This is a genomic window from Streptococcus koreensis, assembly GCF_003627135.1.
Taxonomy (GTDB): domain Bacteria; phylum Bacillota; class Bacilli; order Lactobacillales; family Streptococcaceae; genus Streptococcus; species Streptococcus ilei.
The window spans coordinates 1,300,146-1,322,032 of record NZ_CP032620.1; the positions used below are offsets into that span (position 1 = coordinate 1,300,146).

A 21,887-nucleotide genomic window follows, 5' to 3' on the forward strand; every position below is an offset into this window, starting at 1 on the left:
TGGAAGGGCTGAAAAGAAGACAAGATGAATGAGGGAGAAGATAATGGAACCGGTGAAATTGTTTCAATACAATACCTTGGGGGCTTTGATGGCTGGTCTCTATGGAGGATCCTTTACCATTAAAGAATTACTAGAGCATGGAGATCTTGGAATTGGGACCTTGGACTCCATTGATGGCGAACTGATTGTCTTAGATGGCAAGGCCTACCAAGCTAAGGGATCAGGGGAGGAGCCAGAGATTGTGGAAGTGGCCCCGGATGCGACAGTCCCTTATGCGGCTATCGTTCCCCATCAGGCCGAAGTGATTTTTCGTCAGCGCTTTGAGATGACAGATGAGGAATTAGAGGCTCGCATTGAATCTTATTATGATGGCGAAAATTTGTTTCGTTCCATCAAGATTCACGGTGATTTCGCCAAGATGCATGTGCGTATGATTCCCAAATCAACTTCAGACACCAAATTTGCAGATGTGGCGACCCATCAGCCTGAATTTACGCGAGAAAATGTTACAGGAACTATTGTTGGTTTTTGGACACCAGAGATTTTCCATGGGGTCAGTGTAGCAGGCTATCACCTTCACTTTATCTCAGATGATCATACCTTCGGAGGTCATGTCATGGATTTTGTTATCAAAGAAGGGATTGTTGAAGTTGGGGCCATTGATCAATTGGATCAACGTTTCCCTGTCCAGGATCGCCAATATCTCTTTGCTAAGTTTAATGTTGACCAGGTCAAAGAGGATATCAATAAAGCAGAATAAAAGGTTGAGCGTCGCTCAACCTTTTTGACATTAATCTGCTAGTTTCATGGATTTAATTTTTTCTTCTTCAGGGGTGACCCGTAGGGTTTTCTGACCAGTATAGGTTACAAAGCCAGGTTTTCCTCCGGTCGGTTTGTTGAGTTTTTTGATTTCAATCATGTCGACTTGAACTAGATTAGAGAGTCGTCCCTTAGAGAAATAAGCCGCTAGCTCAGCTGCATCTGTCTTGACCTCATCTGAAGGATTGAGGTTACCAGTAATAACCACGTGACTACCTGGAATATCCTTGGCGTGGAACCAGAGTTCATCTTTCTTAGCTATCTTAAAGGTCAATTCTTCGTTTTGAAGATTGTTTCGGCCGACCAAGATAATGGTTTTCCCGTCAGAAGCTAAATACTTCTCTGGTTTTTTGCGTTTGTGGATCTTTTCTCGGTTGCGTCGTTTGATGAAGCCTGTTTGGATCAGCTCTTCTCGAATCTCGGCGACTTCAGAAAGGCTTGCTTGGGCCAGAGCGGTTTCGACTGTTTCCAGGTAGGAGATGGTTTCCTTGGTTTCCTGGATGAGAGAGGTCAAATGTTTAACAGCTTCTTTTAACTTCTGGTAACGCTTGAAGTAGCGTTGCGCATTTTGACTGGGGGTCAAAGCCTTATCCAAAGCAATGGTGATAGGTTGATTGGTATAGTAGTTGTCCAAGGTGACCTGATCTTGATCATTTGGGACTTGATGGAGGAAGGTGGTGAGAAGCTCCCCTTTTTGCCGGAAGTCTTCGGCATTTTCTGTCGCTGCCAGTTCGGCTTCCTGTTTGGCCAACTTTTTCCGGTTTTTTTCTAGTTCATTGTCCACCTTGCGAATGAGTTCTCCAGCTTGTTGTTGGACCCGGTCGCGCTCGGCCTTGTCCAAGTAATAGTGGTCGAGTAGATCCGATAAGGTCTCAAAGGTTTCCTCCTGGCTATCAGCAAAAGCGAGAGCAGCAAAGGATTTTTTCGTTAGACGAGGATCTGTTGGAGCTTCAAAGAATGCTCGGAAGGTTTTTAATTTTTCTCCAGTTTCTAATCGACTGGCCAATTCTTGGGCAGTATCTCGACCAAGACCCTGGAAATGAGTTTGAAGGTTTTTAGGTGTCAACTCTTCCCGGTGGAGAAAGGCGAATAATGCTTCGTCCTTGATTGTAAAAGGGTTGACCGCATCGGTTTTTGGAGGAGCTACATAGGTCGAGCCTGGCAAAATGGTCCGGTAGCTATTTTGAGAGAAGCCAACATGTTTGATTGCTTCGATAATTTTTCCTGTCGCCTTGTCCAGAAGAATGATATTGCTGTGCTTGCCCATGATTTCAATAATCAAAGTCACAGAGATATCATCTCCAATTTCATTTTTATTAGAGACAGCGATTTCTAAAATGCGGTCATTCTCCAGTTGCTGGATCTGCTCAATGACTGCTCCTTGGAGATACTTGCGCATGACCATGATAAAGGTATTGGGGAAGGCAGGATTCTCGAAGTTGGTCTGGGTCCGTTGGATCCGTCCAAAAACAGAGTGAGAAGAAAGCAAGAGTTTTTGATTCTTGCGGTTGCTACGAATTTGTAAAACCAACTCTTGTTCAAAGGGTTGGTTAATTTTTTGGATGCGACCATTTAAGAGTTCGCTTTGTAATTCATCCACCATATGGTGTAAAAAAAATCCATCAAAAGACATGGGTTTCCTCAACATTCTAGACTAGTTCTAGTAAATTATATCAAAAAAGTGCCTGAAAACCTAGGAAGAAGAAGGACAATCATTTGACAAAACCAACTCACTAGGAAAAGAATTTCAGGAAATGACGAACGTTTTCAAAAAAAACATAAAAAAGTATTGACAAGGCTTACAGAAACATTTACAATGGATTCAATTAGAAAAGTAGTAAATGAAAATTTATTAGAGAGCTCACGGTTGGTGAAAGTGGGTAGTGGACATTTATGAAATTGGACTAATGATGAGATGAATTTGAAACAATAAAAATTCGGTCGGCACACCTTATCGTGCAACTTGTTGCTAGACAAGACAGAGATGTGGGAGGAGTTTGTCCATTTTCCCATAAGTGAGGTGGCACCGCGATGACACGTCCTCACATAGCTTTCGCTATGTGTAGGCGTGTTTTTTGTTTCAAGAAAGAAGGGAGAAAAGAAGATGAAGAAACGATGGCGACTCAGTCTCTAACAAAGATTCAAGAAAACTAAAAAACAAATGATTGAGGTAAAAAATATGAAAAACAAACGTGTATTGGGAATGATTGGTGCTTTACTAGCTGTTATTTTGGTAGCTGTTGCTTACCCAATGTTGACAAATAAAAATGATGCGAATAAAACAGATGGAACTAAGAAGGTAAAAGTAGGTGTCTTGCAGTTGGTCAGCCACCCATCGCTAGACGAAATCTACAAGGGGATTCAAGATGGCTTGGCTGAAGAAGGCTACGACAAGGACAAGATTGAGATCGAATTCCTCAATGCGGAAGGAGACCAAAACAAGGTTGCAACCATGAGCAAACAATTGGTCCAAAACAACAACGACGTCTTGATCGGAATCGCAACCCCATCTGCTCAAGGTTTGGCTAGTGCGACTAAGGACAAACCAATCGTCATGGGTGCTATCACCGATCCAGTCGGCGCAAACTTGGTCAAAGATTTGAAAAAACCTGGTGGCAATATCACAGGAGTATCTGACCACAACCCAACGGAACAACAGTTGAAGTTAATCAAAGAGTTGACTCCAAACGTGAAAACAATCGGGGTTCTTTACTCAACCAGTGAAGATAATTCTAAAACTCAAGTAGAAGAATTTACAAAATTGGCTGAAAAAGCAGGTTACAAAGTAGTTCCTTATTCAGTCCCTTCTACAAATGAAATTGCTTCAACGGTTTCTGTCATGACTGGTAAAGTGGATGCTATCTGGGTTCCAATCGATAACACCATTGCATCAGCCTTCTCAACGGTAGTCGAAGCAAACAAAACAGCTAAAAAACCAATCTTCCCAAGTGCGACAGCCATGGTCGAAGCAGGTGGTTTAGGATCTGTGGTCGTAGACCAGCATGATCTTGGCGTGGCAACTGGTAAAATGGCTGCGAAGATCTTGAAAGGTCAAAAACCAGCTGACACACCAGTTGAAATCTTCACAGATGGTAAGTCTGTCATTAACAAAAAAGTGGCAGAAAAATTAGGCATTACCATTCCAGAATCTGTCTTGAAAGAAGCTGGACAAGTCATCGAATAAAAACCAAACGAATAACAAGAATGGCAAGTGAAGAAAAACAGGCTTCACTTGTCATTTTTTGTAAAATCTGCTAAACTAGAATGTAATTGAATAGAAATCTGCAAGACTAGTACCTCAAGGGAAGTGCCACAGGGAGAAGAGCCGTGACTGAAAGCTCTTTGCATGAAAGTTGAGTGAATTCACTTGCGCAAGGATTTAGAAATTAAGGTCTGAGTTTCAGATAAAAAACGGATGGTACCGCGTGTCAACGCTCCGAATATGGGTGTGGCACGTGGTTTTTTCTATGTCTGAGTGAGGACCATGATGGAGGAAATATGTCAACGATTGAAGAACAACTAAAAGCGCTTCGAGAAGAAACGCTGGCAGCCTTGAAGCAGATCTCTGCTGAAAATGAAAAAGAGATGCAAGAGCTACGCGTTTCTGTCCTTGGGAAAAAAAGTTCCCTTACTGAAATCCTTAAAGGGATGAAAGATGTCTCTGCTGAAATGCGTCCGGTTATCGGGAAACACGTCAATGAAGCGCGTGATGTTTTGACGGCTGCCTTTGAAGAAACAGCTAAGCTCTTGGAAGAAAAGAAAGTCCAAGCCAAATTAGCTAGTGAGAGTATCGATGTGACCCTTCCGGGACGTCCAGTCGCAGTTGGTCATCGCCATGTCTTGACCCAAACCAGTGAAGAAATCGAAGATATCTTTATCGGGATGGGCTACCAAGTTGTAGATGGCTTTGAAGTCGAAAAAGACTACTACAACTTTGAACGCATGAACTTGCCAAAGGATCACCCAGCTCGTGATATGCAGGACACCTTCTACATCACAGAAGAAATCTTGCTTCGGACCCATACTTCGCCAGTTCAAGCGCGTGCCATGGATGCGCATGACTTTAGCAAGGGGCCTTTGAAGATGATCTCGCCAGGGCGTGTTTTCCGTCGGGATACGGATGATGCGACTCACAGCCACCAGTTCCATCAGATCGAAGGTTTGGTTGTTGGGAAGAACATTTCTATGGCGGACCTTCAAGGAACGCTTCAGTTGATCGTGCAAAAGATGTTTGGTGCTGAACGTCAAATCCGTCTGCGTCCTTCTTACTTCCCATTTACAGAGCCATCCGTTGAGGTCGATGTATCTTGCTTCAAATGTGGTGGAGCGGGATGTAATGTATGTAAGAAGACAGGTTGGATCGAAATCATGGGGGCCGGTATGGTTCACCCACGCGTGCTTGAGATGAGTGGTATTGATTCGACAGTCTATTCAGGATTCGCCTTTGGACTTGGTCAGGAGCGTGTAGCCATGCTTCGTTATGGAATCAATGATATCCGTGGCTTCTATCAAGGAGATGTTCGTTTCTCAGAACAGTTTAAATAATCATGTTAGTTAGAGTAAAAATCGATCAATTGCAGACCTTACGTGACCTAGAGGTGGAAACCTATCGGGAGACCTTTGGTCCCTATATTGTTGAGGAAGACTTGGAAGAGTACTTCTCTACGGTGCTCTCTTTGGAGCAAATCGAGAAAGATCTGTTAGATCCAGAATCCGAAACCTATTTTGTCCTCAATGAAGAACAAGAAATCTGTGGTTTTCTCAAGATCAACTGGGGGCAAGCGCAGACGGAGCCAGTAGAGATGGAAAAGTCCTTTGAGATCCAACGGATCTATGTCAAAAAGGAATATCATGGAGCTGGTTTCGGTAAGGAAATGTTTACCTTTGCGCTGGATCAAGCCAAGAGCCGTGGCTTTGAGTGGGCCTGGCTAGGTGTCTGGGAACGCAATTTTAAGGCGCAAGATTTTTACTACCGCTTTGGATTTGAACGATTTAGTGAACACCAGTATATTACCGGAGATACCGTGGATATAGATTGGTTGTTGAGAAAGAAATTGATCTAGAATGGACCAATAGTTCAGAATTGGAAGCTTCCATTCTAGAGAAGGGAAGGTTACTAGACCTACCTAAGTCAGCCTTGGGCTGGAAAACACAAAATGAAAGGATCTAAACGAGGGCCAAAAGAAATCTAGGAAAGTCATCTAGATTTCAGTAGAACCCTTGGTATCTTACATATGTTAGTTAGTTATAAATGGTTAAAAGAATTGGTGGACATCGATGTGCCATCACAAGAGTTGGCTGAAAAAATGTCAACCACAGGGATCGAAGTAGAAGGTGTGGAATCACCAGCTGCTGGTCTCTCAAAAATTGTCGTCGGAGAAGTCTTGTCTTGTGAAGATGTGCCCGAAACTCATTTGCATGTCTGCCAAGTCAATGTGGGTGAAGAAGAAGCCCGTCAAATCGTCTGTGGAGCACCAAATGTGCGTGCAGGAATCAAGGTTATGGTGGCTCTTCCGGGTGCTCGCATCGCGGATAACTACAAGATCAAAAAAGGGAAAATCCGTGGCTTAGAGTCACTAGGGATGATCTGTTCACTTGGTGAATTGGGCATTTCTGACTCCGTTGTGCCAAAGGAATTTGCGGATGGCATCCAAATCTTGCCGGATGATGCAGTACCAGGTGAGGAAGTATTCTCTTACCTAGACTTGGATGATGAAATTATCGAACTTTCCATCACTCCAAACCGTGCAGACGCTCTTTCTATGCGTGGGGTTGCGTACGAAGTGGCAGCCATCTATGACAAGGCAGTGACCTTCAAAGAATTTACTTTAACAGAAACGACCGAAGCTACAGCAGATGCTCTTTCAGTCAGCATTGACACAGACAAGGCACCTTACTATGCAGCCCGTATCTTGGACAATGTGACTATTGCACCAAGTCCACAATGGTTGCAAAACCTCCTCATGAACGAGGGCATCCGTCCGATTAACAATGTCGTCGACGTGACCAACTATATCCTGCTTTACTTTGGTCAGCCTATGCATGCCTTTGACTTGGATACCTTTGAAGGGACTGACATCCGTGTGCGTGAAGCGCGTGCTGGTGAAAAATTAGTGACCTTGGATGGGGAAGAGCGTGAGTTGGAAGTAACTGACTTAGTGATTACGGTTGCTGACAAACCAGTAGCCCTTGCAGGTGTCATGGGCGGACAAGCGACGGAAATCTCTGAAAACTCTACTCGTGTTGTCCTTGAAGCTGCTGTCTTCAATGGTAAATCAATCCGTAAGACCAGCGGTCGCCTCAACCTTCGTTCGGAATCATCTTCTCGCTTTGAAAAAGGCATCAACGTGGCAACTGTTAATGAAGCCCTTGATGCGGCAGCAAGCATGATTGCTGAATTGGCTGGTGCGACTGTTCGTAAAGGTATCGTTTCAGCAGGCCAACTAGATACTTCGGACGTGGAAGTTTCTTCCACTCTTGCAGACGTTAACCGTGTCCTTGGTACAGAGCTTTCCTACGCGGATGTAGAAGATGTCTTCCGTCGCCTTGGATTTGGTCTTTCTGGAAATGCAGAGAGCTTCACAGTTAGCGTACCACGTCGCCGTTGGGATATCACCATCGAAGCAGACCTCTTTGAAGAAATCGCACGTATCTATGGCTATGACCGCTTGCCAACCAGTCTTCCAAAAGACGATGGGACAGCCGGTGAATTGACTGTGACTCAAAAATTGCGTCGTAAAGTTCGCACCATTGCAGAAGGAGCAGGACTGACTGAAATCATCACCTATGCTTTGACAACACCTGAAAAAGCGATTGAATTTACGACTACACCAAGCAACTTAACTGAGCTCATGTGGCCAATGACTGTGGATCGTTCAGTCCTTCGTCAAAATATGGTTTCAGGTATTTTGGATACCGTTGCTTACAACGTGGCTCGTAAGAACAAAGACTTGGCCCTCTACGAGATCGGAAAGGTCTTCGAGCAAACTGGAAATCCAAAAGAAGAATTGCCAAATGAAATCAACAGTTTTGCCTTTGCTTTGACAGGTTTAGTCGCTGAAAAAGACTTCCAAACGCCAGCTGTTCCAGTTGATTTCTTCTATGCTAAAGGAATTTTGGAAGCCCTCTTTGCTCGCTTGGGTCTTGAGGTGACTTATACCGCAACGCAAGAGATCAAGAGTCTTCACCCAGGACGGACAGCCTTGATTTCACTCGGTGACCAAGTCCTTGGTTTCCTCGGTCAAGTGCATCCTGTAACGGCTAAGGCTTATGATATTCCAGAGACGTATGTAGCAGAGCTTAACCTTTCAGCTATCGAAGCAGCCCTTCAACCAGCCGCTCCATTTGTGGAAATCACCAAGTTCCCAGCGGTGAGCCGTGATATCGCCCTTCTCCTCAAAGCAGAAGTGACCCACCAAGAAGTGGTCGATGCCATAAGAGCTGCGGGCGTGAAACGCTTGACAGACATCAAGCTCTTTGACGTCTTCTCAGGCGAAAAACTGGGTGTCGGAATGAAGTCCATGGCTTATAGCTTGACCTTCCAAAATCCAGAAGATAGCTTGACAGACGAAGAAGTCGCACGCTATATGGAAAAAATTCAAGCTTCCCTTGAAGATAAAGTAGACGCAGAAGTGCGGTAAATCGTTAAAACAAGAAACAGTTGAGATTTTCTCAACTGTTTTTTTCTTGCAGAACTTGCATGTTTGAGGGCTTAAAACCCTATAAAAATAAAGAAATTCCTTTAAGTACTCAAAATATCCATGTCAATCATCCTTCTATTTTTGACAAATATTTTTATTTTTTTGGCAAATATACTTGTCAAAAAGAAAAAGAAGTGTTACAATAATTTTAGTTGAAAGAAGGGGAGGTTTTCTTATGGGAGCCATGTGGATTCTTTTTATCCCTTTTTTGGTTATATTTTATGCAAGCTCAGAAAAGAAGATAAAAAGGTTGAACAAACGCATCAGACGATTGGAAAAACAATTAAAAGGAAATCAAGATATGTCTAGACTTTTAGAAGAATTAAAAGGCCAAACGGTCACTGTTACAGTAAATGGTTTTGGAACCGAATATGAAATTATCGATATCGATGAAGATTGGGTCAAATTAAGCCGTGAAAATAAGAAAAAAGAAAAGGAAACCAAGTTAGTCCGTATCGAAGATATTCAAGGTATTCAACTATAGGAGGCGGATGCCATGATTTTAAAAAATCGACTGAAAGAGCTAAGGGCGCGTGATGGGCTCAACCAATCCGAGCTAGCTAAGCTAGCAGGAGTCTCACGCCAGTCCATCAGTCTCTTGGAGCGGGGAGAATACACCCCCTCGGTTATCATTGCGATCACCATCGCCCAAATTTTCAAGGAACCGGTGGAGAATGTCTTTAGTCTAGTAGAGGGAGAGGAATAAAAGTGAAAAAGAAGTACAAAGAAAGGTCAGCCCGTTTTCGTTTTTGGAGAAACATTGCCATGTTCCTACCAGGTGTCATCGTCGCTTTTTTGATAGGATTTGTTGGGTCAGACCATCCTATTGAATTCCAAAAGTTATTTGATCGAGATATGCTTTATATAGGTTCTATCATTTTATATTTGATAATTTTCGGAATTGCGTCTACCTATCTTTTCTCGTCTCGTCAGTCATATCAGATGATGGAGGCGACCGAGGATGAAGACGAGGCCTACCGTTATGAAAGCCAAACGAGAAGAATCTATGACTTGGCTACGATTTTCAAAGGCGTTATGATTGTTCCCTATCTGCTAGTGATTTTCTTCTCTTGCCAAAAACTAATCTATGAAGAAAAACTGACAGGTATCCTTGGGAAATACACCATCCCGCTTACTTTCCTTGGTTTGCTTTTACTTACTTTTGGATTGGAACATCAGTTTCGAAAAACGTTTAAACAGATTTATGGAAAAGCGATTCCACGCAATTCTAGCGGAGCAGAAGTCCGTGAATTAATAATGAGTATGATGGATGAAGCAGAAAAACAAATTTGCTATGAGGAGAACTTCGACATTGTTTTCAAGTTAAGCAATTATGTCTTACCGATTTCCTTAATGGCGATATTCTTAGTTGGGATTACATTCCAGACAGATATCTTGTTAGCATTAGTAGTTGTATCACTGATTTATGTCTATATCTTGGTCTCTCAGTACAAGATTACCAAACGTTACTATAAAGAGTAGAGGAGTTTTCTATGTTAGAAATTAGAAATTTAGAGAAGAGTTTTGGCAAGAAGCAAGTCTTGTTCGGCATTGACTTGACGGCGAAAAAAGGGTCCATCTTAGGTTTGATCGGGAAGAACGGAGCAGGGAAGACCACCATCTTCCATAGTATCCTCCGCTTCCTTGACTACAGTGGCGATATCCAATTGGATGGCCAAGCAATCAGTCAAGAAACCTATAAGGAAATCGGCTACCTGCCAGAAGAGCGGAGCCTCATGCCTAAGTTGACTATCTACGAGCAAGTCCGTTACCTTGCTAATCTCAAAGGAATGTCAACTGCTGAGGTCAAGGAGAAACTTCCAATTTGGATGGAAAAGCTCCAAGTAAAAGGGAAATTAACCGATAAGATTAAGAGCCTTTCAAAAGGGAATCAGCAAAAGGTTCAATTGATCATTACCATGATCCATGAGCCAAAATTGATCATCTTGGATGAGCCGTTTAGTGGACTGGATCCTGTCAATACAGAAGTGCTCAAGCAGGTCATTTTTGAAGAAAAAGAGCGTGGTGCGACCATTATCTTCTCTGACCACGTCATGACCAATGTGGAAGAACTCTGTGATGAGTTGGTCATGATTCGTGATGGATCTGTGGTTCTCTCAGGTCCCGTACAAGAAGTTCGCAATAGCTTCGGGAAGACTCGTCTCTTCGTATCCAATGACTTCAGTAAAGAGGAGTTGGAAGTGCTGCCTCACGTGACCAAGGTGACCATGACCAAGCAAGGCCTGTGGAAGTTGGTATTGGATGATGAAACAGCAGGTCCGGACCTCTTTGATCAGTTGACCAAGGGTCGCTATCTAGCAACCTTTGACCAACAAGCCCCAACCATTGATGAAATCTTTAAACTAGAATCAGGAGTAGAAGTATGAAACAGATGCTGATTGTTATCAAAGAAACTTATTTACGCCAAGTGAAATCATGGAGCTTTTTACTGATGGTGCTTACTCCCTTTCTCTTCTTCGGATTGACGATTGGAGTGAACTATTTCGTCGGATCTTCTACATCTGCGAAAAGCAACATCGCCTTGATTACAGATCAAGCTCCTGTCAAGGAAGTCTTGAAAGGGACCGATGGCTTGTCCTTTGACTATAAGGATGAAGCAGCAGCTAAGAAGGCCATGAAAGAGGAAGAAATCAAGGGAATCCTCACAGTTGAAGAAAAGGATGGCCAGCTAGAGGCTCGCTACCAGAGTGAGGATGCCATGAAGCCAGGTTTCAAAGCAATCCTTATGGCTAAATTGAGTCAGGTCCAACAAATGCTCAATGTTTCTAAAGCGGATTTAAGCCAAGAGCAGTTAGCAGCCCTTTCGCAACAGGTCTCATTGATTGAAAAAATTGATGAGAAGAAAGAAGGGCTGAAAATGGTGCAGACCGTGGTAGCTGGAGGGATCGGTTTTCTTATCTACATGATTCTGTTGTTTTATTCAGGTATCACTGCTCAAGAGGTAGCCAGTGAAAAAGGGACCAAGATTATGGAAGTGGTCTTCTCAAGCATTCGCGCAACTCACTATTTCTATGCTCGCATGATTGGTCTTTTCGGAGTCATTTGTACTCATATTGGTATCTATGCAGTCGGATTGGGAGGCGTTTGGATGTTTAGAGACTCCATTCCTCTTGTGAAAGATATCTTATCTCCAGACTCTCCTATCACCCAACATATTGGACAATCCATTTCCTTGAATACCTTATTCTTGATCATTCTTGGAATCTTCATGTACGTGGTTCTTTCAGCTTTCCTAGGTTCAACAGTTGCTCGTCCAGAAGATACAGGAAAAGCGATTTCGCCACTGATGATGTTAGTGTTCTTTAGCTTCTTTGGAGTGACTGCCTTGGGTAGTGCAGGAGATGTCCTTCTGTTGAAGATTGGATCCTACATTCCATTCATTTCAACCTTCTTCATGCCATTCCGTACCATCAATGGCTATGCAAGTGGACTGGAATCATGGGGGTCATTCGGAATTGCCTTGGCCTTCACGCTCCTCGGCACCATGATCATTGGAAAAATCTATTCTAGCCTCATCCTACAAACAGATGATCTAGGTTTGGTCAAAACTGTTAAAAAAGCTTTAAGCTATCGTTAATCAATCAAGCCCTCAGTTATTGCTGAGGGCTTTCTGATTTCAAATTGACTTTTGCAAGCCTTTTCACTACAATAGAACTACAGAAAAGGAGGCGGACATGAACTATATTGAGTTTGCTGAAAATGAGCGTCTGTCCACGATTGTCCTTGGGATGATGCGGATCAGTCAGATGAGTGAAGATGAGGTTGAGGCCTTGGTGGAGGCAGCCTTGTCAATTGGGATCAACACTTTTGATCTGGCGGACATCTATGGTGATGGCCAGTGTGAGGTCCTGTTGGGTAAGGTTCTCAAACGCCGTCCGGATCTTCGAGATCAGATGTGGATCCAGTCCAAGTGTGGCATTCGCAAAGACGGCTTTACCTATTTTGATTTTTCTAGGGACTATATTTTGGACTCCGTCGATGGCATCCTCGAGCGCCTGCAGATCGAGCGCTTAGATAGTCTCCTCCTTCACCGACCGGATGCTCTCATGGAGCCGGAAGAAGTAGCAGCAGCTTTTGATCACTTGGAGCAAGCGGGCAAGGTCCGTCATTTTGGAGTGTCCAATCAAAATCCTATGATGATGGAATTGCTCAAAACGGCTGTCAAACAGCCTCTCAAGGTTAACCAGTTGCAGTTGAGTGCCGCCTTTACACCGAGCTTTGAAGCTGGTTTTCATGTCAATATGGAAGGGCCAAAAGCAGCCGTGCGAGATGGCAGTGTCTTTGAGTATTGTCGTTTAACGGATACAGTGATTCAAGCCTGGTCTGTCCTCCAGCATGGCTATTTCAAGGGGAATTTTGTCGGCAAGGAAGAGTTTGCGGCCCTCAATCATGTCCTCAATGACTTGGCGAAGAAATACAAGGTCACTCCGACCGCTATTGCCCTAGCCTGGGTCCTCCGCTATCCGGGTAAGATGCAGGCCGTCATCGGAACGACCAAACCCCAGCATGTCCTTGAAGCGGGGAAAGCAGCAACAGTAACCCTAACGCGTAAGGAATGGTACCAAATCTACCTGGCTGCGGGTAATGATCTGCCATAGAATTATTAAAAAGGTTGGGCTTCCCAGCCTTTTTTGCTTGTGATAAATGATTGAAAGAGAGAGGCTATTCCGCTATTCTAAGGGAATAATAGAAATCATGAAACGGAACTACTGGCAGGACCTGAAAGGGGCCTTTTACTTAATCTGGCGCAACAAATGGTCCTTTATCTCTGTGGGAATCCTCTTGCAGTTTGTGATTGGTATTGGGGCTGCGGCCTTGAGCTGGGTGTCCCTCAGTACGAGTGAATAGGAATACAGTTTAAATAGAACTCTAGCCAACTGGGCTTCAAGATGGTCAAATCGGAATATTCTGTGGAGAGGATGACTAAATGTTTGATTTTTCTCCTATATTCCTCTATACTAAATAGTATGAATAATGAAAGTCGTCCCTACAGTAACGCTGTCAGGGCGCTTTCTCTTTCTATAGCTTTCTTTTGTAGGCGCAATCCTCTCAGAACGAAGGACTGTTTCTTTGTTCGGAAATGGACGGCCAGTAAAGAAAAGTTTACTAACTAGCATTTTTAGGAGGTAACTATGCTTCAGTCATTGATTGCTGAAATCAAGGAATACAAGAAACCCTCTATTCTAGCCTCACTCTATATGGTGTTTGAGGTCATGTTTGAGATTTCTATTCCATTCATTATGGCGACGCTTCTGGACAAGGGGGTTCAGAAGGGGGATATGACCACTGTTCTGACCTATGGTCTCCTCATGTTGGTCTTCGCCTTTCTCTCTCTTTTCTGTGGAATACAGTCGGCTCGCTACGGGGCTTTTGCTTCAGCTGGCTTTGCTAAGAACCTACGGAAGGCGATCTTCAAGAAGATCCAAACCTTTTCCTTTGAAAACATCGATAGTTTCTCCTCAGGTGGTCTGGTAACCCGGATGATGACGGATGTGACCAATGTGCAGAACTCCTATCAGATGGTGATCCGGATCTGTGTGCGGGCACCGCTCAATCTAATCTTTGCCATTGTTGCCAGCTACTTGATCAATCCGCAAATGGCTAGTATCTTTGTAGGAATTACCCTCTTTTTGGGGCTGGTCTTGGGTGTGATCACTAAGATCGTCTATCCACTCTTTACCAAGGTCTTTGATGCCTATGATAACTTGAACAATAGCATCCAGGAAAACATCACCAACATGCGTGTGGTCAAGTCCTATGTCAAGGAAGAAGAAGAGACGGTTAAGTTTAAGAAGGCTTCTCGCTTGATCTACAACATGTTCATGAAGGCTATTCGCATCGTGATCTTGAGTAGTCCAGCCATGATGCTCTCCTTGTATGCTTCCTTTATCTTGATCTCTTGGATCGGGGCACAACTCATCGTGGGTGGAAGCTTTACGACTGGTGAGCTGACGTCTATGTTTGCCTATGTCATGACCATCCTTATGTCCCTCATGATGTTTATGATGATCTTCGTTATGCTCTCGATCTCTATGGCATCTGTAGAGCGGATCAATGAAGTCCTTGGGACAGAGTCAACCATTGTCTCTCCGGAGAACGGTCTGACAGAAGTAGCAGATGGTTCTATTACCTTTGACCATGTGGACTTCGCCTACACGGATGAAAATGGCGACAAGACCCATGTCTTGTCCGATATCAACCTCAGCATTCGCTCGGGTGAAGTAATCGGAATCCTTGGGGGGACTGGTTCCGGTAAGTCTAGTCTGGTCCAGCTCATCCCTCGTCTCTATGATGTGGAGTCTGGTAGCGTTAAGGTCGCTGGTCAGGATGTGCGAAACTATGATTTAGATCATTTGCGCAAGCAAGTAGCCATGGTGCTTCAAACCAATGTCCTCTTCTCTGGTACCATCAAGGAAAATATGCGCTGGGGAAATAAGGACGCGACGGATGAAGAAATCATGGAAGCTTGTAAGATTGCTCAAGCGGATGAATTTATCCAGAACTTTAAGGATGGCTATGATACCATGATCGAACGTGGTGGAGCCAATGTCTCAGGTGGTCAGCGTCAACGTCTCTGTATCGCCCGCGCTCTCTTGATGAATCCAAAGATTTTGATCTTGGATGATTCGACCTCGGCTGTCGATACCAAGACCGATAGCCTGATCCGTCAAGGATTGGCCACCAGTCTTAAAGATACAACTAAGATCATCATTGGCCAACGGATCTCTTCTATCCAAGATGCAGACCGGATCGTGGTCATGAATGATGGTAAGATCGATGCGATTGGTACTCACCACGACTTGATTGAGACCAATGCCATCTACCGTGAAGTCTATGACATGCAAACCCAAGGGAAAGGAGGACAAGCAGATGCAGAATAAGAAAAAAGCTGGCTGGGGCTCGCTCGTGCGCTTGCTAGACTATATGTGGAAACAATATAAGTTTGTTCTCCTACTAGCGGCTATCCTCATTGTGGCAGCCTCCCTCTCTACGGTCTATATTACCTCCTCTATCCGGGCCTTGGTGGACCAATACATCCAACCTATGTTAGATAGTGGTAGCAAGGACTTTGGTCCTCTCCTCAGCTTCTTGATGATGCTGGCAGTAGTCGGTATTTTGGGAGTTTTGGCCAACTATGGGTTCTCCCTCATTATGGCGACAGTATCTCAGGATACATTGCGCTCTCTGCGGAACCAGCTCTTTGCCCGTATGCAGAAGCTCCCTGTGAAGTACTTTGATACCCACCAGCACGGGGATATCATGTCTATCTATACCAATGACATCGACGCTCTTCGCCAAGCGATCGAGCAATCTATCCCGCAGCTCTTACAATCTGCCATCACGATCATCGGTGTAGCATTCAGCATGATCATGATTAGCCCTCTTCTTTTCCTTCTCGTTCTTTCGATGGTCGGCGTCATGGCCTATGTCATCAAGGATATCTCTGGTAAGTCGGGTCGTTATTTCGCCGATCAGCAAAAGAACCTAGGGATTGAAAATGGCTTTATCGAAGAGATGATGGCTGGTCAAAAGGTGGTCAAGGCCTTTGTCCATGAAGAGGAAAGCATTGAAGCCTTTGAGCGGATCAATGACCAACTCTTTGAATCATCCTACCAAGCTAACCGCTATGCCAATGTCCTGATGCCGATCTTGGGGAACCTGGGAAATGTCTCCTTCGTCTTGACCTCATTGGTCGGAGGAATCTTCGCCTTGAATGGGATCAGTGGCCTCACCATTGGTGGTCTCATGGCCTTTCTCCAGCTCAACCGTTCCTTCAACGGGCCTATCACCCAAGTATCGCAACAGTTGAACTTTGTCCTCATGGCTCTGGCTGGGGCAGATCGGATCTTTGATCTCTTGGATGAAGAAGTCGAAGTGGATGAAGGGAAAGTGACCTTGGTCAACTATGAAGAGGTCGATGGTCGCATGGTCATCACTGATAAGAAGACCAACCTCTGGGCTTGGAAACACCCGCGGGAAAATGGAGACTATGAACTGGTCAAATTGGTCGGAAATGTCGTCTTTACCAATGTAGACTTCTCTTACAATGAGAAGAACCAAATCCTCTACGATATCAACCTCTATGCGGACAAGGGTCAAAAGGTGGCCTTTGTAGGCGCGACAGGAGCAGGGAAGACCACCATAACCAACTTGATCAACCGTTTCTACGATATTCAATCAGGATCTATCACCTATGATGGTATCGATGTGAAGCTGATCGAGAAGGCTTCGCTCCGTCGCTCTCTAGGGATTGTCTTGCAGGATACCCACCTCTTCACTGGAACCATTGCAGAAAATATCGCCTATGGTCGATCAGATGCGACCCGGGAGGAAATCCTGGAAGCAGCCCGCATTGCCAATGTGGATTCCTTCGTCAAACATTTGGACCAAGGCTACGATACTGTCTTGAACGATGATGGAGCCGGTCTATCCAATGGTCAACGTCAGCTGATTGCTATTGCGCGTGCTGCCTTGGCCAATGCGCCAGTCTTGATCCTTGATGAAGCGACCTCTTCGATCGACTCACGGACAGAGAAGATGGTCCAAGAAGGGATGGATCGCCTGATGGCCGGACGCACCGTCTTTGTCATCGCCCACCGTCTCTCAACCATCGTCAACTCGGACGTGATCATGGTCATGGACAAGGGACGCATCATCGAGCGAGGCAACCACGCTTCCTTGATGGCAGAACGCGGGACTTATTACCGCCTCTACACCGGTGGTCTTGAAATTGATTAACACAAAAAAAGTCTGAGCGTTGGCACAGGCTTTTTGCTTATGGATAATGTTGTCTTTGAAACTTTCCTTAGGTGAGATCGGATGTCAGCGAACTTCGAAGAAGTTCCATGACTAAATCAAGATACAAAGGGCGTCTGCGGATAAAGTCAAAATAGAAAGTTTGACGCAGAATCTTTGGATTCTAGGAAGACTTATCTTTTTGACACAATCCGCAGCCCGTGTTCAATTCGTTTTGAGCCCCTTCACTCTTTCATTTCTGGGCTCAGGCTAAAACAGTTTCCCAAACTGTTTTACTCTAAATAATTCCGTGTGAGGCTGGGACAAAAGTCCTAGCCTCTCAATTGTTTTTGGATTGTCGAACAAGACGCAGTGGTTGAGTGGGCTCTACTACGCTGTATTTATCAGCTTTTACAGCCCTACTCAACTGTGCGGAGGTGGGACGACGAAATCGAATTCTAATGAATTACTGATTTCTGTCCCACTCTCTTTTTATGACTTCACTCATTTCCATGGTATAATGGGAGGACTATTCATAGAGAAGAACTAAAGGAGACAAGAGTGGATCAAAAACATCACTGCCAAGTCCTATGGGCGAAAAATAAATACCTGGTACTGAGTCGTTCCAGTAATATCTACAAGGAGATCCGAGAATACCTCAAGCAAGACCAGGTAGAGGTCAGCCAGGTTGAGGACCTGATCCAGCAAGCGCTGGCTTTACCGGAAAATCGTGGCCAGGTCTCCAATGCCTTCCAGCATATCTGGGGCTATTTCAAAAAGCAGGCGACTGCAGAGGAAAAGGCGGACTTCATGTTGTTACTTGAGAAGTACCAGCATGGCCAAGCTAGCCAAGAGGACCTTATCAAGGGGATCCAAAATCTCCTTGAGCGCTACCCTAATCGCTATTTACAAGATTCGACGCTACTAGGAGGCCAATAGATGAGACTTTGGCACCAAGACTTGATTCCCAAACTCCCACGCCCCCAGCTCCTGGGCCAACACCGAGAATGCTGCGCCCTTCGAGGAAATGGCTGGGGCAAGAAGCACGCGACGGTCAACTATGTCTTTGATTACTCGCCTTATCGCCTCTATGCTTATCATCGCCTGATCATGGAGGAGATGACCGCCCGTGGCTACAAGGTCAGTCCAGAGTGGTGGGAGTCGACCTACCGAGGCAAGACCTGCCCAGCCTATCCAGAATTGGAAAAGGAAGCTTTGAACACCCCCATCTATCCCGAGCACCAGGCTACTTACCTCCAAGAATGCCTGGAGAATCTGACAGAAAAAGGGATTCAATTAGATTAAGAAATAGAGGCTGGGACAAAAGTCCTAGCCTCTCAACTGTCTTTGGATAGTCGAGCAAGACGCAGTGGTTGAGTGGGCTCTACTACGCTGATTTCATCAGCTTTTACAGCCCTACTCAACTGTGCGGAGGTGGGACGACGAAATCGAATTCTAACGAATTACCGATTTCTGTCCCACTCTCTTTTTTGCGCGAAAAAACAACAAAATGCTTTGAAAGCGTTAATTTCTTTCCCAAACATGCTATAATAATAGGAGATTATGTACAGGAAAAGGATAGACGGATGAAGGCAGTAGCAACTCCAGAACTTGATATTGAAAGACAGTTGATCCAGCAGTTGACATCAGGAGAGAGTCAATGGACTTATCGCCAGGATCTCAAGAATGAAGAGCAGTTATGGGACAATTTCTTTGACAAGCTCGCGCAAAACAATGTCGCCTTGCTGGCAGACCATCCCTTGACCGACCAAGAAAAGCGCCAGATCAAGAACCAGCTCAACTTTGTCAGCTACTATGAAGCGGCCAAGTGGCTAGCAGGTGAAAATGGGATCGCCAAGGTAGAAGTCCAGCGAGAAGATGCTAGTCTAGGGACCATCCGTCTGGCGGTCATCTGGAGGGACAATATCGCAGCTGGGAAGTCGAGCTATGAAGTGGTCAACCAAGTCGAACGTGACAAGGCCTATCCACTAGACCAGGATCGACGGCTAGATACGACCCTTCTGATCAATGGTCTGCCCCTCATCCATATCGAACTCAAGAGTCCCCGAGTGGCCTTTTTAGATGCCTTTCATCAGATCAAAAAGTACGACCGTGAAGGCAAGTTCCGGGGCATTTACTCCAGCTTGCAGATGTTTGTCGTGACCAATAAAGTCGACACACGCTATATCGCTGCAGCCCGTGAAAGCAAGCTAAATAAGCAATTCTTGACCAAGTGGGTGGACAAGGATAACCAACCCATGATCGATCTCAACAGCTTTGCTCATGAGGTCCTCTCCATCCCCCGGGCCCATCAGATGGTCATGCAGTACTCGGTCATCGACGATAGCAAGAAATCTCTCATCCTTCTTCGTCCCTACCAGATCCATGCCATCGAGGCTGTGCAGGAAGCCTCTCGTCGCCAAGAGTCGGGCTATATCTGGCATACGACCGGTTCAGGTAAGACCCTGACCTCTTACAAGGTAGCACGCAATCTCTTGCAGATTCCAGCCATTCAAAAGACTATCTTTGTCGTCGACCGAAGAGATCTGGACCAGCAGACGACCTCGTCCTTCCTCTCTTATGCGGCCAATGATGTCATCGACATCGACGAGACAGACAATACCCATGAGCTAGTCAAGCGCTTAGGGGGCAATGACAAGCGCGTGGTAGTCACTACCATCCAGAAAATCACGACCATGATGCGTAAGTTCGAAGAAGGGAAGTACCAGCGGGATGCTGGGAAGATCAAGGACCTGCGCGTGGCCTTTGTCGTGGATGAGTGCCACCGGGCAGTCACCCCACAGACGCAAAAAGAGATCAAGGCCTACTTTAAAAACTCACTCTGGTATGGCTTTACAGGAACCCCGATCTTTAAGGAAAACAAACGCAAACAAGTGGGAGACCTTGCTCAGACTACCCACCAACAGTATGGCGATCGCCTGCATGAATACACAGTCAAGGAAGCCATCCATGATGGAGCCGTTCTGGGCTTTAAGGTCGACTACCGCAATACCATCATCTCAGATCTCCTAGAAGAAGAGATCCCGGACCAGGCCTATGAGGACAAGGAGCATATGCTAGAAGTCCTAGATGCCATCCTCAATAAGAGCCAGCAACAGCTCAATATCCCTAAAGGGGTCGGAAAGAGCTATGAGGCGATCTTGACGGTCAAGTCGATCCCACGAGCACAGGCCTATTATAATCTGCTTAAAAGCATTCTCGCTGGCAAGGAGCGGGTCAAGGTCTCCGAGCGAGTCAAACGCCATTTGCCAGATTTTCCAAAGTTTACCATCACATACTCGGTCTCTGAAAATGAGGAAGAGTCCATCAGCTACCAAGACCACATGAAGCAGGTCATGGAGGACTACAACCAAGAGTTTGGCACGCATTTTAGCCTAGCGGATCTGCGAGGCTTTAATAGCGATGTCAATAATCGTCTGGCTAGAAAGCAGGACAAGTACCTCTACCGCAATGAGCAGTTGGACCTGGTCATCGTGGTCGACCGTCTCTTGACGGGCTTTGATGCTCCGTGTCTTTCTACGCTCTTTATCGATCGCAAACCCATGCGCCCACAGGACTTGATCCAGGCCTTCAGCCGGACCAATCGGATCTTTGATGACAAGAAGCACTTCGGTCATATCATCACCTTCCAGCGCCCTCAAGCCTTTAAGGAAGCCGTCGACAATGCCCTCAAGCTCTACTCCAATGGAGGAGAAAATGAAGTCCTAGCACCAAGCTGGGAAGAAGAGAAACGCAACTTCTTAAAAGCCTGGGCAGAGTTTAAAGGCCAAGTCACAGACTTGGAAGAAGAAGGAGTTGCCCTCGAGCAGGCTCCAACGGCCCAGCTCCGCAAGGTCGCCAAAGCCTATCAGGTCTTTGACAAGTACCAAGCATCTATTCGCGTCTACTCAGAGTATGATAAGGAGGAGATCTATCGGGAAACAGGCCTCAGCGACAGCCAGCTCGAAGCCTATCTAGGCCTCTATCAAAATATCCTGGCGGAGATCAAGAGCAGGAATCCAGAAGTAGGCAGCGAAGATGAGCTGGATATCCACTATGAGCTAGAGTCCGTCCAAGTCGATGAGATCAACTATGCCTATATCCTGATGCTGATCCAGAGTATGATCCAGCAGGAGGAAAATGACGAGCAGACCCTCAGTGACAAGGATATCGCAACCGTGGATAGCTATATCGAGAGCCTGAACCGGACCAATCCAAGCCTAGCCGAGATCATCCAAAACCTCTGGACCCAAGTCCAAGAAGAGCCCGAACGCTACCGAGGACAATCCATCACCGGAGTCTTGGACCAGATGATCGAATCCATCATCGATAGCCATATCGTAAGCTTCGCCAAAAAGTGGTATATCGGAGCCGACGAACTCCGCTACTATATCCAACACTACCGCAAAGGTGCTAAAAAACAAGCCGGCGAAAGCCAGCTGACCAAGAGCCAGCGCTACAAAGACTACAAAGCAGAAGTAGCAGACGCCCTCAACCCACTCAGCTACAAAAAACAAATCAAAGAAGCCTATACCCAACTGATCGAAGAGGTGATTGAGCCACTGATAGTGGGGAGGTAGGATGTGAAGAAAGTATCAATATAAAACCCAA

18 protein-coding genes and 1 other annotated feature are annotated in these 21,887 nt (G+C 45.4%); of the genes, 17 read left to right on the plus strand and 1 reads right to left on the minus strand.

The features are described from left to right. Positions 1–28: 28 nt before the first annotated feature. Entirely contained in the window at positions 29–760 is a 732-nt protein-coding gene (budA, locus tag D7D50_RS06535; protein ID WP_023027055.1) for an acetolactate decarboxylase, read from the plus strand. A gap of 30 nt (positions 761–790) precedes the next feature. Here the strand turns inward: budA and D7D50_RS06540 are convergent, their stop codons facing one another. Continuing rightward, entirely contained in the window at positions 791–2,452 is a 1,662-nt protein-coding gene (locus tag D7D50_RS06540; RefSeq protein ID WP_120701773.1) for an Rqc2 family fibronectin-binding protein, read from the minus strand. A 179-nt stretch (positions 2,453–2,631) separates the two neighbouring features. Continuing rightward, positions 2,632–2,866: a binding site (T-box leader), on the plus strand. Between the two features lie 204 nt (positions 2,867–3,070). Here D7D50_RS06540 and trpX point away from each other — a divergent pair. The 16 genes from trpX (at position 3,071) to D7D50_RS06630 (ending at position 21,856) form a co-directional block, all read left to right on the plus strand. Then, positions 3,071–4,003 carry a tryptophan ABC transporter substrate-binding protein gene (gene trpX, locus D7D50_RS06545; protein ID WP_418856567.1) on the plus strand — a complete coding sequence of 311 codons (933 nt, stop codon included), beginning with the start codon at positions 3,071–3,073 and terminating at the stop codon, positions 4,001–4,003. Between the two features lie 314 nt (positions 4,004–4,317). Further along, positions 4,318–5,364, plus strand: a complete 1,047-nt coding sequence (gene pheS, locus D7D50_RS06550) for a phenylalanine--tRNA ligase subunit alpha (RefSeq protein WP_120701775.1) — start codon at positions 4,318–4,320, stop codon at positions 5,362–5,364. 2 nt (positions 5,365–5,366) lie between these two features. Next, positions 5,367–5,882 (plus strand): GNAT family N-acetyltransferase, encoded by a 516-nt coding sequence (locus tag D7D50_RS06555; RefSeq protein ID WP_120701776.1) that lies wholly within the window; start codon positions 5,367–5,369, stop codon positions 5,880–5,882. Between the two features lie 171 nt (positions 5,883–6,053). After that, complete coding sequence (pheT, locus tag D7D50_RS06560) at positions 6,054–8,459, plus strand: phenylalanine--tRNA ligase subunit beta (protein ID WP_120701777.1); 2,406 nt, start codon at positions 6,054–6,056, stop codon at positions 8,457–8,459. A 235-nt stretch (positions 8,460–8,694) separates the two neighbouring features. Further along, positions 8,695–9,003 (plus strand): hypothetical protein, encoded by a 309-nt coding sequence (locus D7D50_RS06565; RefSeq protein ID WP_120701778.1) that lies wholly within the window; start codon positions 8,695–8,697, stop codon positions 9,001–9,003. Between the two features lie 12 nt (positions 9,004–9,015). Continuing rightward, positions 9,016–9,225, plus strand: a complete 210-nt coding sequence (locus tag D7D50_RS06570; protein ID WP_003002675.1) for a helix-turn-helix transcriptional regulator — start codon at positions 9,016–9,018, stop codon at positions 9,223–9,225. 2 nt (positions 9,226–9,227) lie between these two features. Further along, positions 9,228–10,001, plus strand: a complete 774-nt coding sequence (locus D7D50_RS06575) for a DUF3169 family protein (protein ID WP_120701779.1) — start codon at positions 9,228–9,230, stop codon at positions 9,999–10,001. An 11-nt stretch (positions 10,002–10,012) separates the two neighbouring features. Continuing rightward, a complete protein-coding gene (locus tag D7D50_RS06580) occupies positions 10,013–10,906 on the plus strand; it encodes an ABC transporter ATP-binding protein (protein ID WP_120701780.1) in 894 nt (297 codons plus the stop codon). Continuing rightward, a complete protein-coding gene (locus tag D7D50_RS06585; protein WP_120701781.1) occupies positions 10,903–12,117 on the plus strand; it encodes an ABC transporter permease in 1,215 nt (404 codons plus the stop codon). The genes D7D50_RS06580 and D7D50_RS06585 overlap by 4 nt, the downstream gene beginning before the upstream one ends. A gap of 97 nt (positions 12,118–12,214) precedes the next feature. Further along, the gene (locus tag D7D50_RS06590) at positions 12,215–13,138 is read left to right on the plus strand and encodes an aldo/keto reductase (protein WP_120701782.1); all 924 of its coding nucleotides are present in this window, start codon (positions 12,215–12,217) and stop codon (positions 13,136–13,138) included. Positions 13,139–13,235: 97 nt separating this feature from the next. Further along, complete coding sequence (locus D7D50_RS06595; RefSeq protein ID WP_023023775.1) at positions 13,236–13,388, plus strand: hypothetical protein; 153 nt, start codon at positions 13,236–13,238, stop codon at positions 13,386–13,388. Between the two features lie 284 nt (positions 13,389–13,672). Then, on the plus strand, positions 13,673–15,421 hold the full coding sequence (locus D7D50_RS06600) for an ABC transporter ATP-binding protein (protein WP_023023773.1): 1,749 nt from the start codon (positions 13,673–13,675) through the stop codon (positions 15,419–15,421). Then, the gene (locus tag D7D50_RS06605) at positions 15,411–17,279 is read left to right on the plus strand and encodes an ABC transporter ATP-binding protein (RefSeq protein WP_120701783.1); all 1,869 of its coding nucleotides are present in this window, start codon (positions 15,411–15,413) and stop codon (positions 17,277–17,279) included. The genes D7D50_RS06600 and D7D50_RS06605 overlap by 11 nt, the downstream gene beginning before the upstream one ends. A 558-nt stretch (positions 17,280–17,837) precedes the next feature. Then, positions 17,838–18,215, plus strand: a complete 378-nt coding sequence (locus tag D7D50_RS06615; protein ID WP_120701784.1) for a YbgA family protein — start codon at positions 17,838–17,840, stop codon at positions 18,213–18,215. Beyond that, entirely contained in the window at positions 18,216–18,581 is a 366-nt protein-coding gene (locus D7D50_RS06620; RefSeq protein ID WP_117744444.1) for a TIGR02328 family protein, read from the plus strand. A 281-nt stretch (positions 18,582–18,862) separates the two neighbouring features. Next, positions 18,863–21,856, plus strand: a complete 2,994-nt coding sequence (locus D7D50_RS06630) for a type I restriction endonuclease subunit R (RefSeq protein WP_120701785.1) — start codon at positions 18,863–18,865, stop codon at positions 21,854–21,856. The last annotated feature ends 31 nt before the right edge of the window (positions 21,857–21,887 follow it).

What these genes read in the sequence shown, in the direction of transcription:
- budA (WP_023027055.1), top strand. Translation starts at nt 29, where the DNA reads ATGAGGGAGAAGATAATGGAACCGGTGAAATTGTTTCAATACAATACC.
- D7D50_RS06540 (WP_120701773.1), bottom strand. Translation starts at nt 2,452, where the DNA reads ATGTCTTTTGATGGATTTTTTTTACACCATATGGTGGATGAATTACAA.
- trpX (WP_418856567.1), top strand. Translation starts at nt 3,071, where the DNA reads ATGTTGACAAATAAAAATGATGCGAATAAAACAGATGGAACTAAGAAG.
- pheS (WP_120701775.1), top strand. Translation starts at nt 4,318, where the DNA reads ATGTCAACGATTGAAGAACAACTAAAAGCGCTTCGAGAAGAAACGCTG.
- D7D50_RS06555 (WP_120701776.1), top strand. Translation starts at nt 5,367, where the DNA reads ATGTTAGTTAGAGTAAAAATCGATCAATTGCAGACCTTACGTGACCTA.
- pheT (WP_120701777.1), top strand. Translation starts at nt 6,054, where the DNA reads ATGTTAGTTAGTTATAAATGGTTAAAAGAATTGGTGGACATCGATGTG.
- D7D50_RS06565 (WP_120701778.1), top strand. Translation starts at nt 8,695, where the DNA reads ATGGGAGCCATGTGGATTCTTTTTATCCCTTTTTTGGTTATATTTTAT.
- D7D50_RS06570 (WP_003002675.1), top strand. Translation starts at nt 9,016, where the DNA reads ATGATTTTAAAAAATCGACTGAAAGAGCTAAGGGCGCGTGATGGGCTC.
- D7D50_RS06580 (WP_120701780.1), top strand. Translation starts at nt 10,013, where the DNA reads ATGTTAGAAATTAGAAATTTAGAGAAGAGTTTTGGCAAGAAGCAAGTC.
- D7D50_RS06585 (WP_120701781.1), top strand. Translation starts at nt 10,903, where the DNA reads ATGAAACAGATGCTGATTGTTATCAAAGAAACTTATTTACGCCAAGTG.
- D7D50_RS06590 (WP_120701782.1), top strand. Translation starts at nt 12,215, where the DNA reads ATGAACTATATTGAGTTTGCTGAAAATGAGCGTCTGTCCACGATTGTC.
- D7D50_RS06595 (WP_023023775.1), top strand. Translation starts at nt 13,236, where the DNA reads ATGAAACGGAACTACTGGCAGGACCTGAAAGGGGCCTTTTACTTAATC.
- D7D50_RS06600 (WP_023023773.1), top strand. Translation starts at nt 13,673, where the DNA reads ATGCTTCAGTCATTGATTGCTGAAATCAAGGAATACAAGAAACCCTCT.
- D7D50_RS06605 (WP_120701783.1), top strand. Translation starts at nt 15,411, where the DNA reads ATGCAGAATAAGAAAAAAGCTGGCTGGGGCTCGCTCGTGCGCTTGCTA.
- D7D50_RS06620 (WP_117744444.1), top strand. Translation starts at nt 18,216, where the DNA reads ATGAGACTTTGGCACCAAGACTTGATTCCCAAACTCCCACGCCCCCAG.
- D7D50_RS06630 (WP_120701785.1), top strand. Translation starts at nt 18,863, where the DNA reads ATGAAGGCAGTAGCAACTCCAGAACTTGATATTGAAAGACAGTTGATC.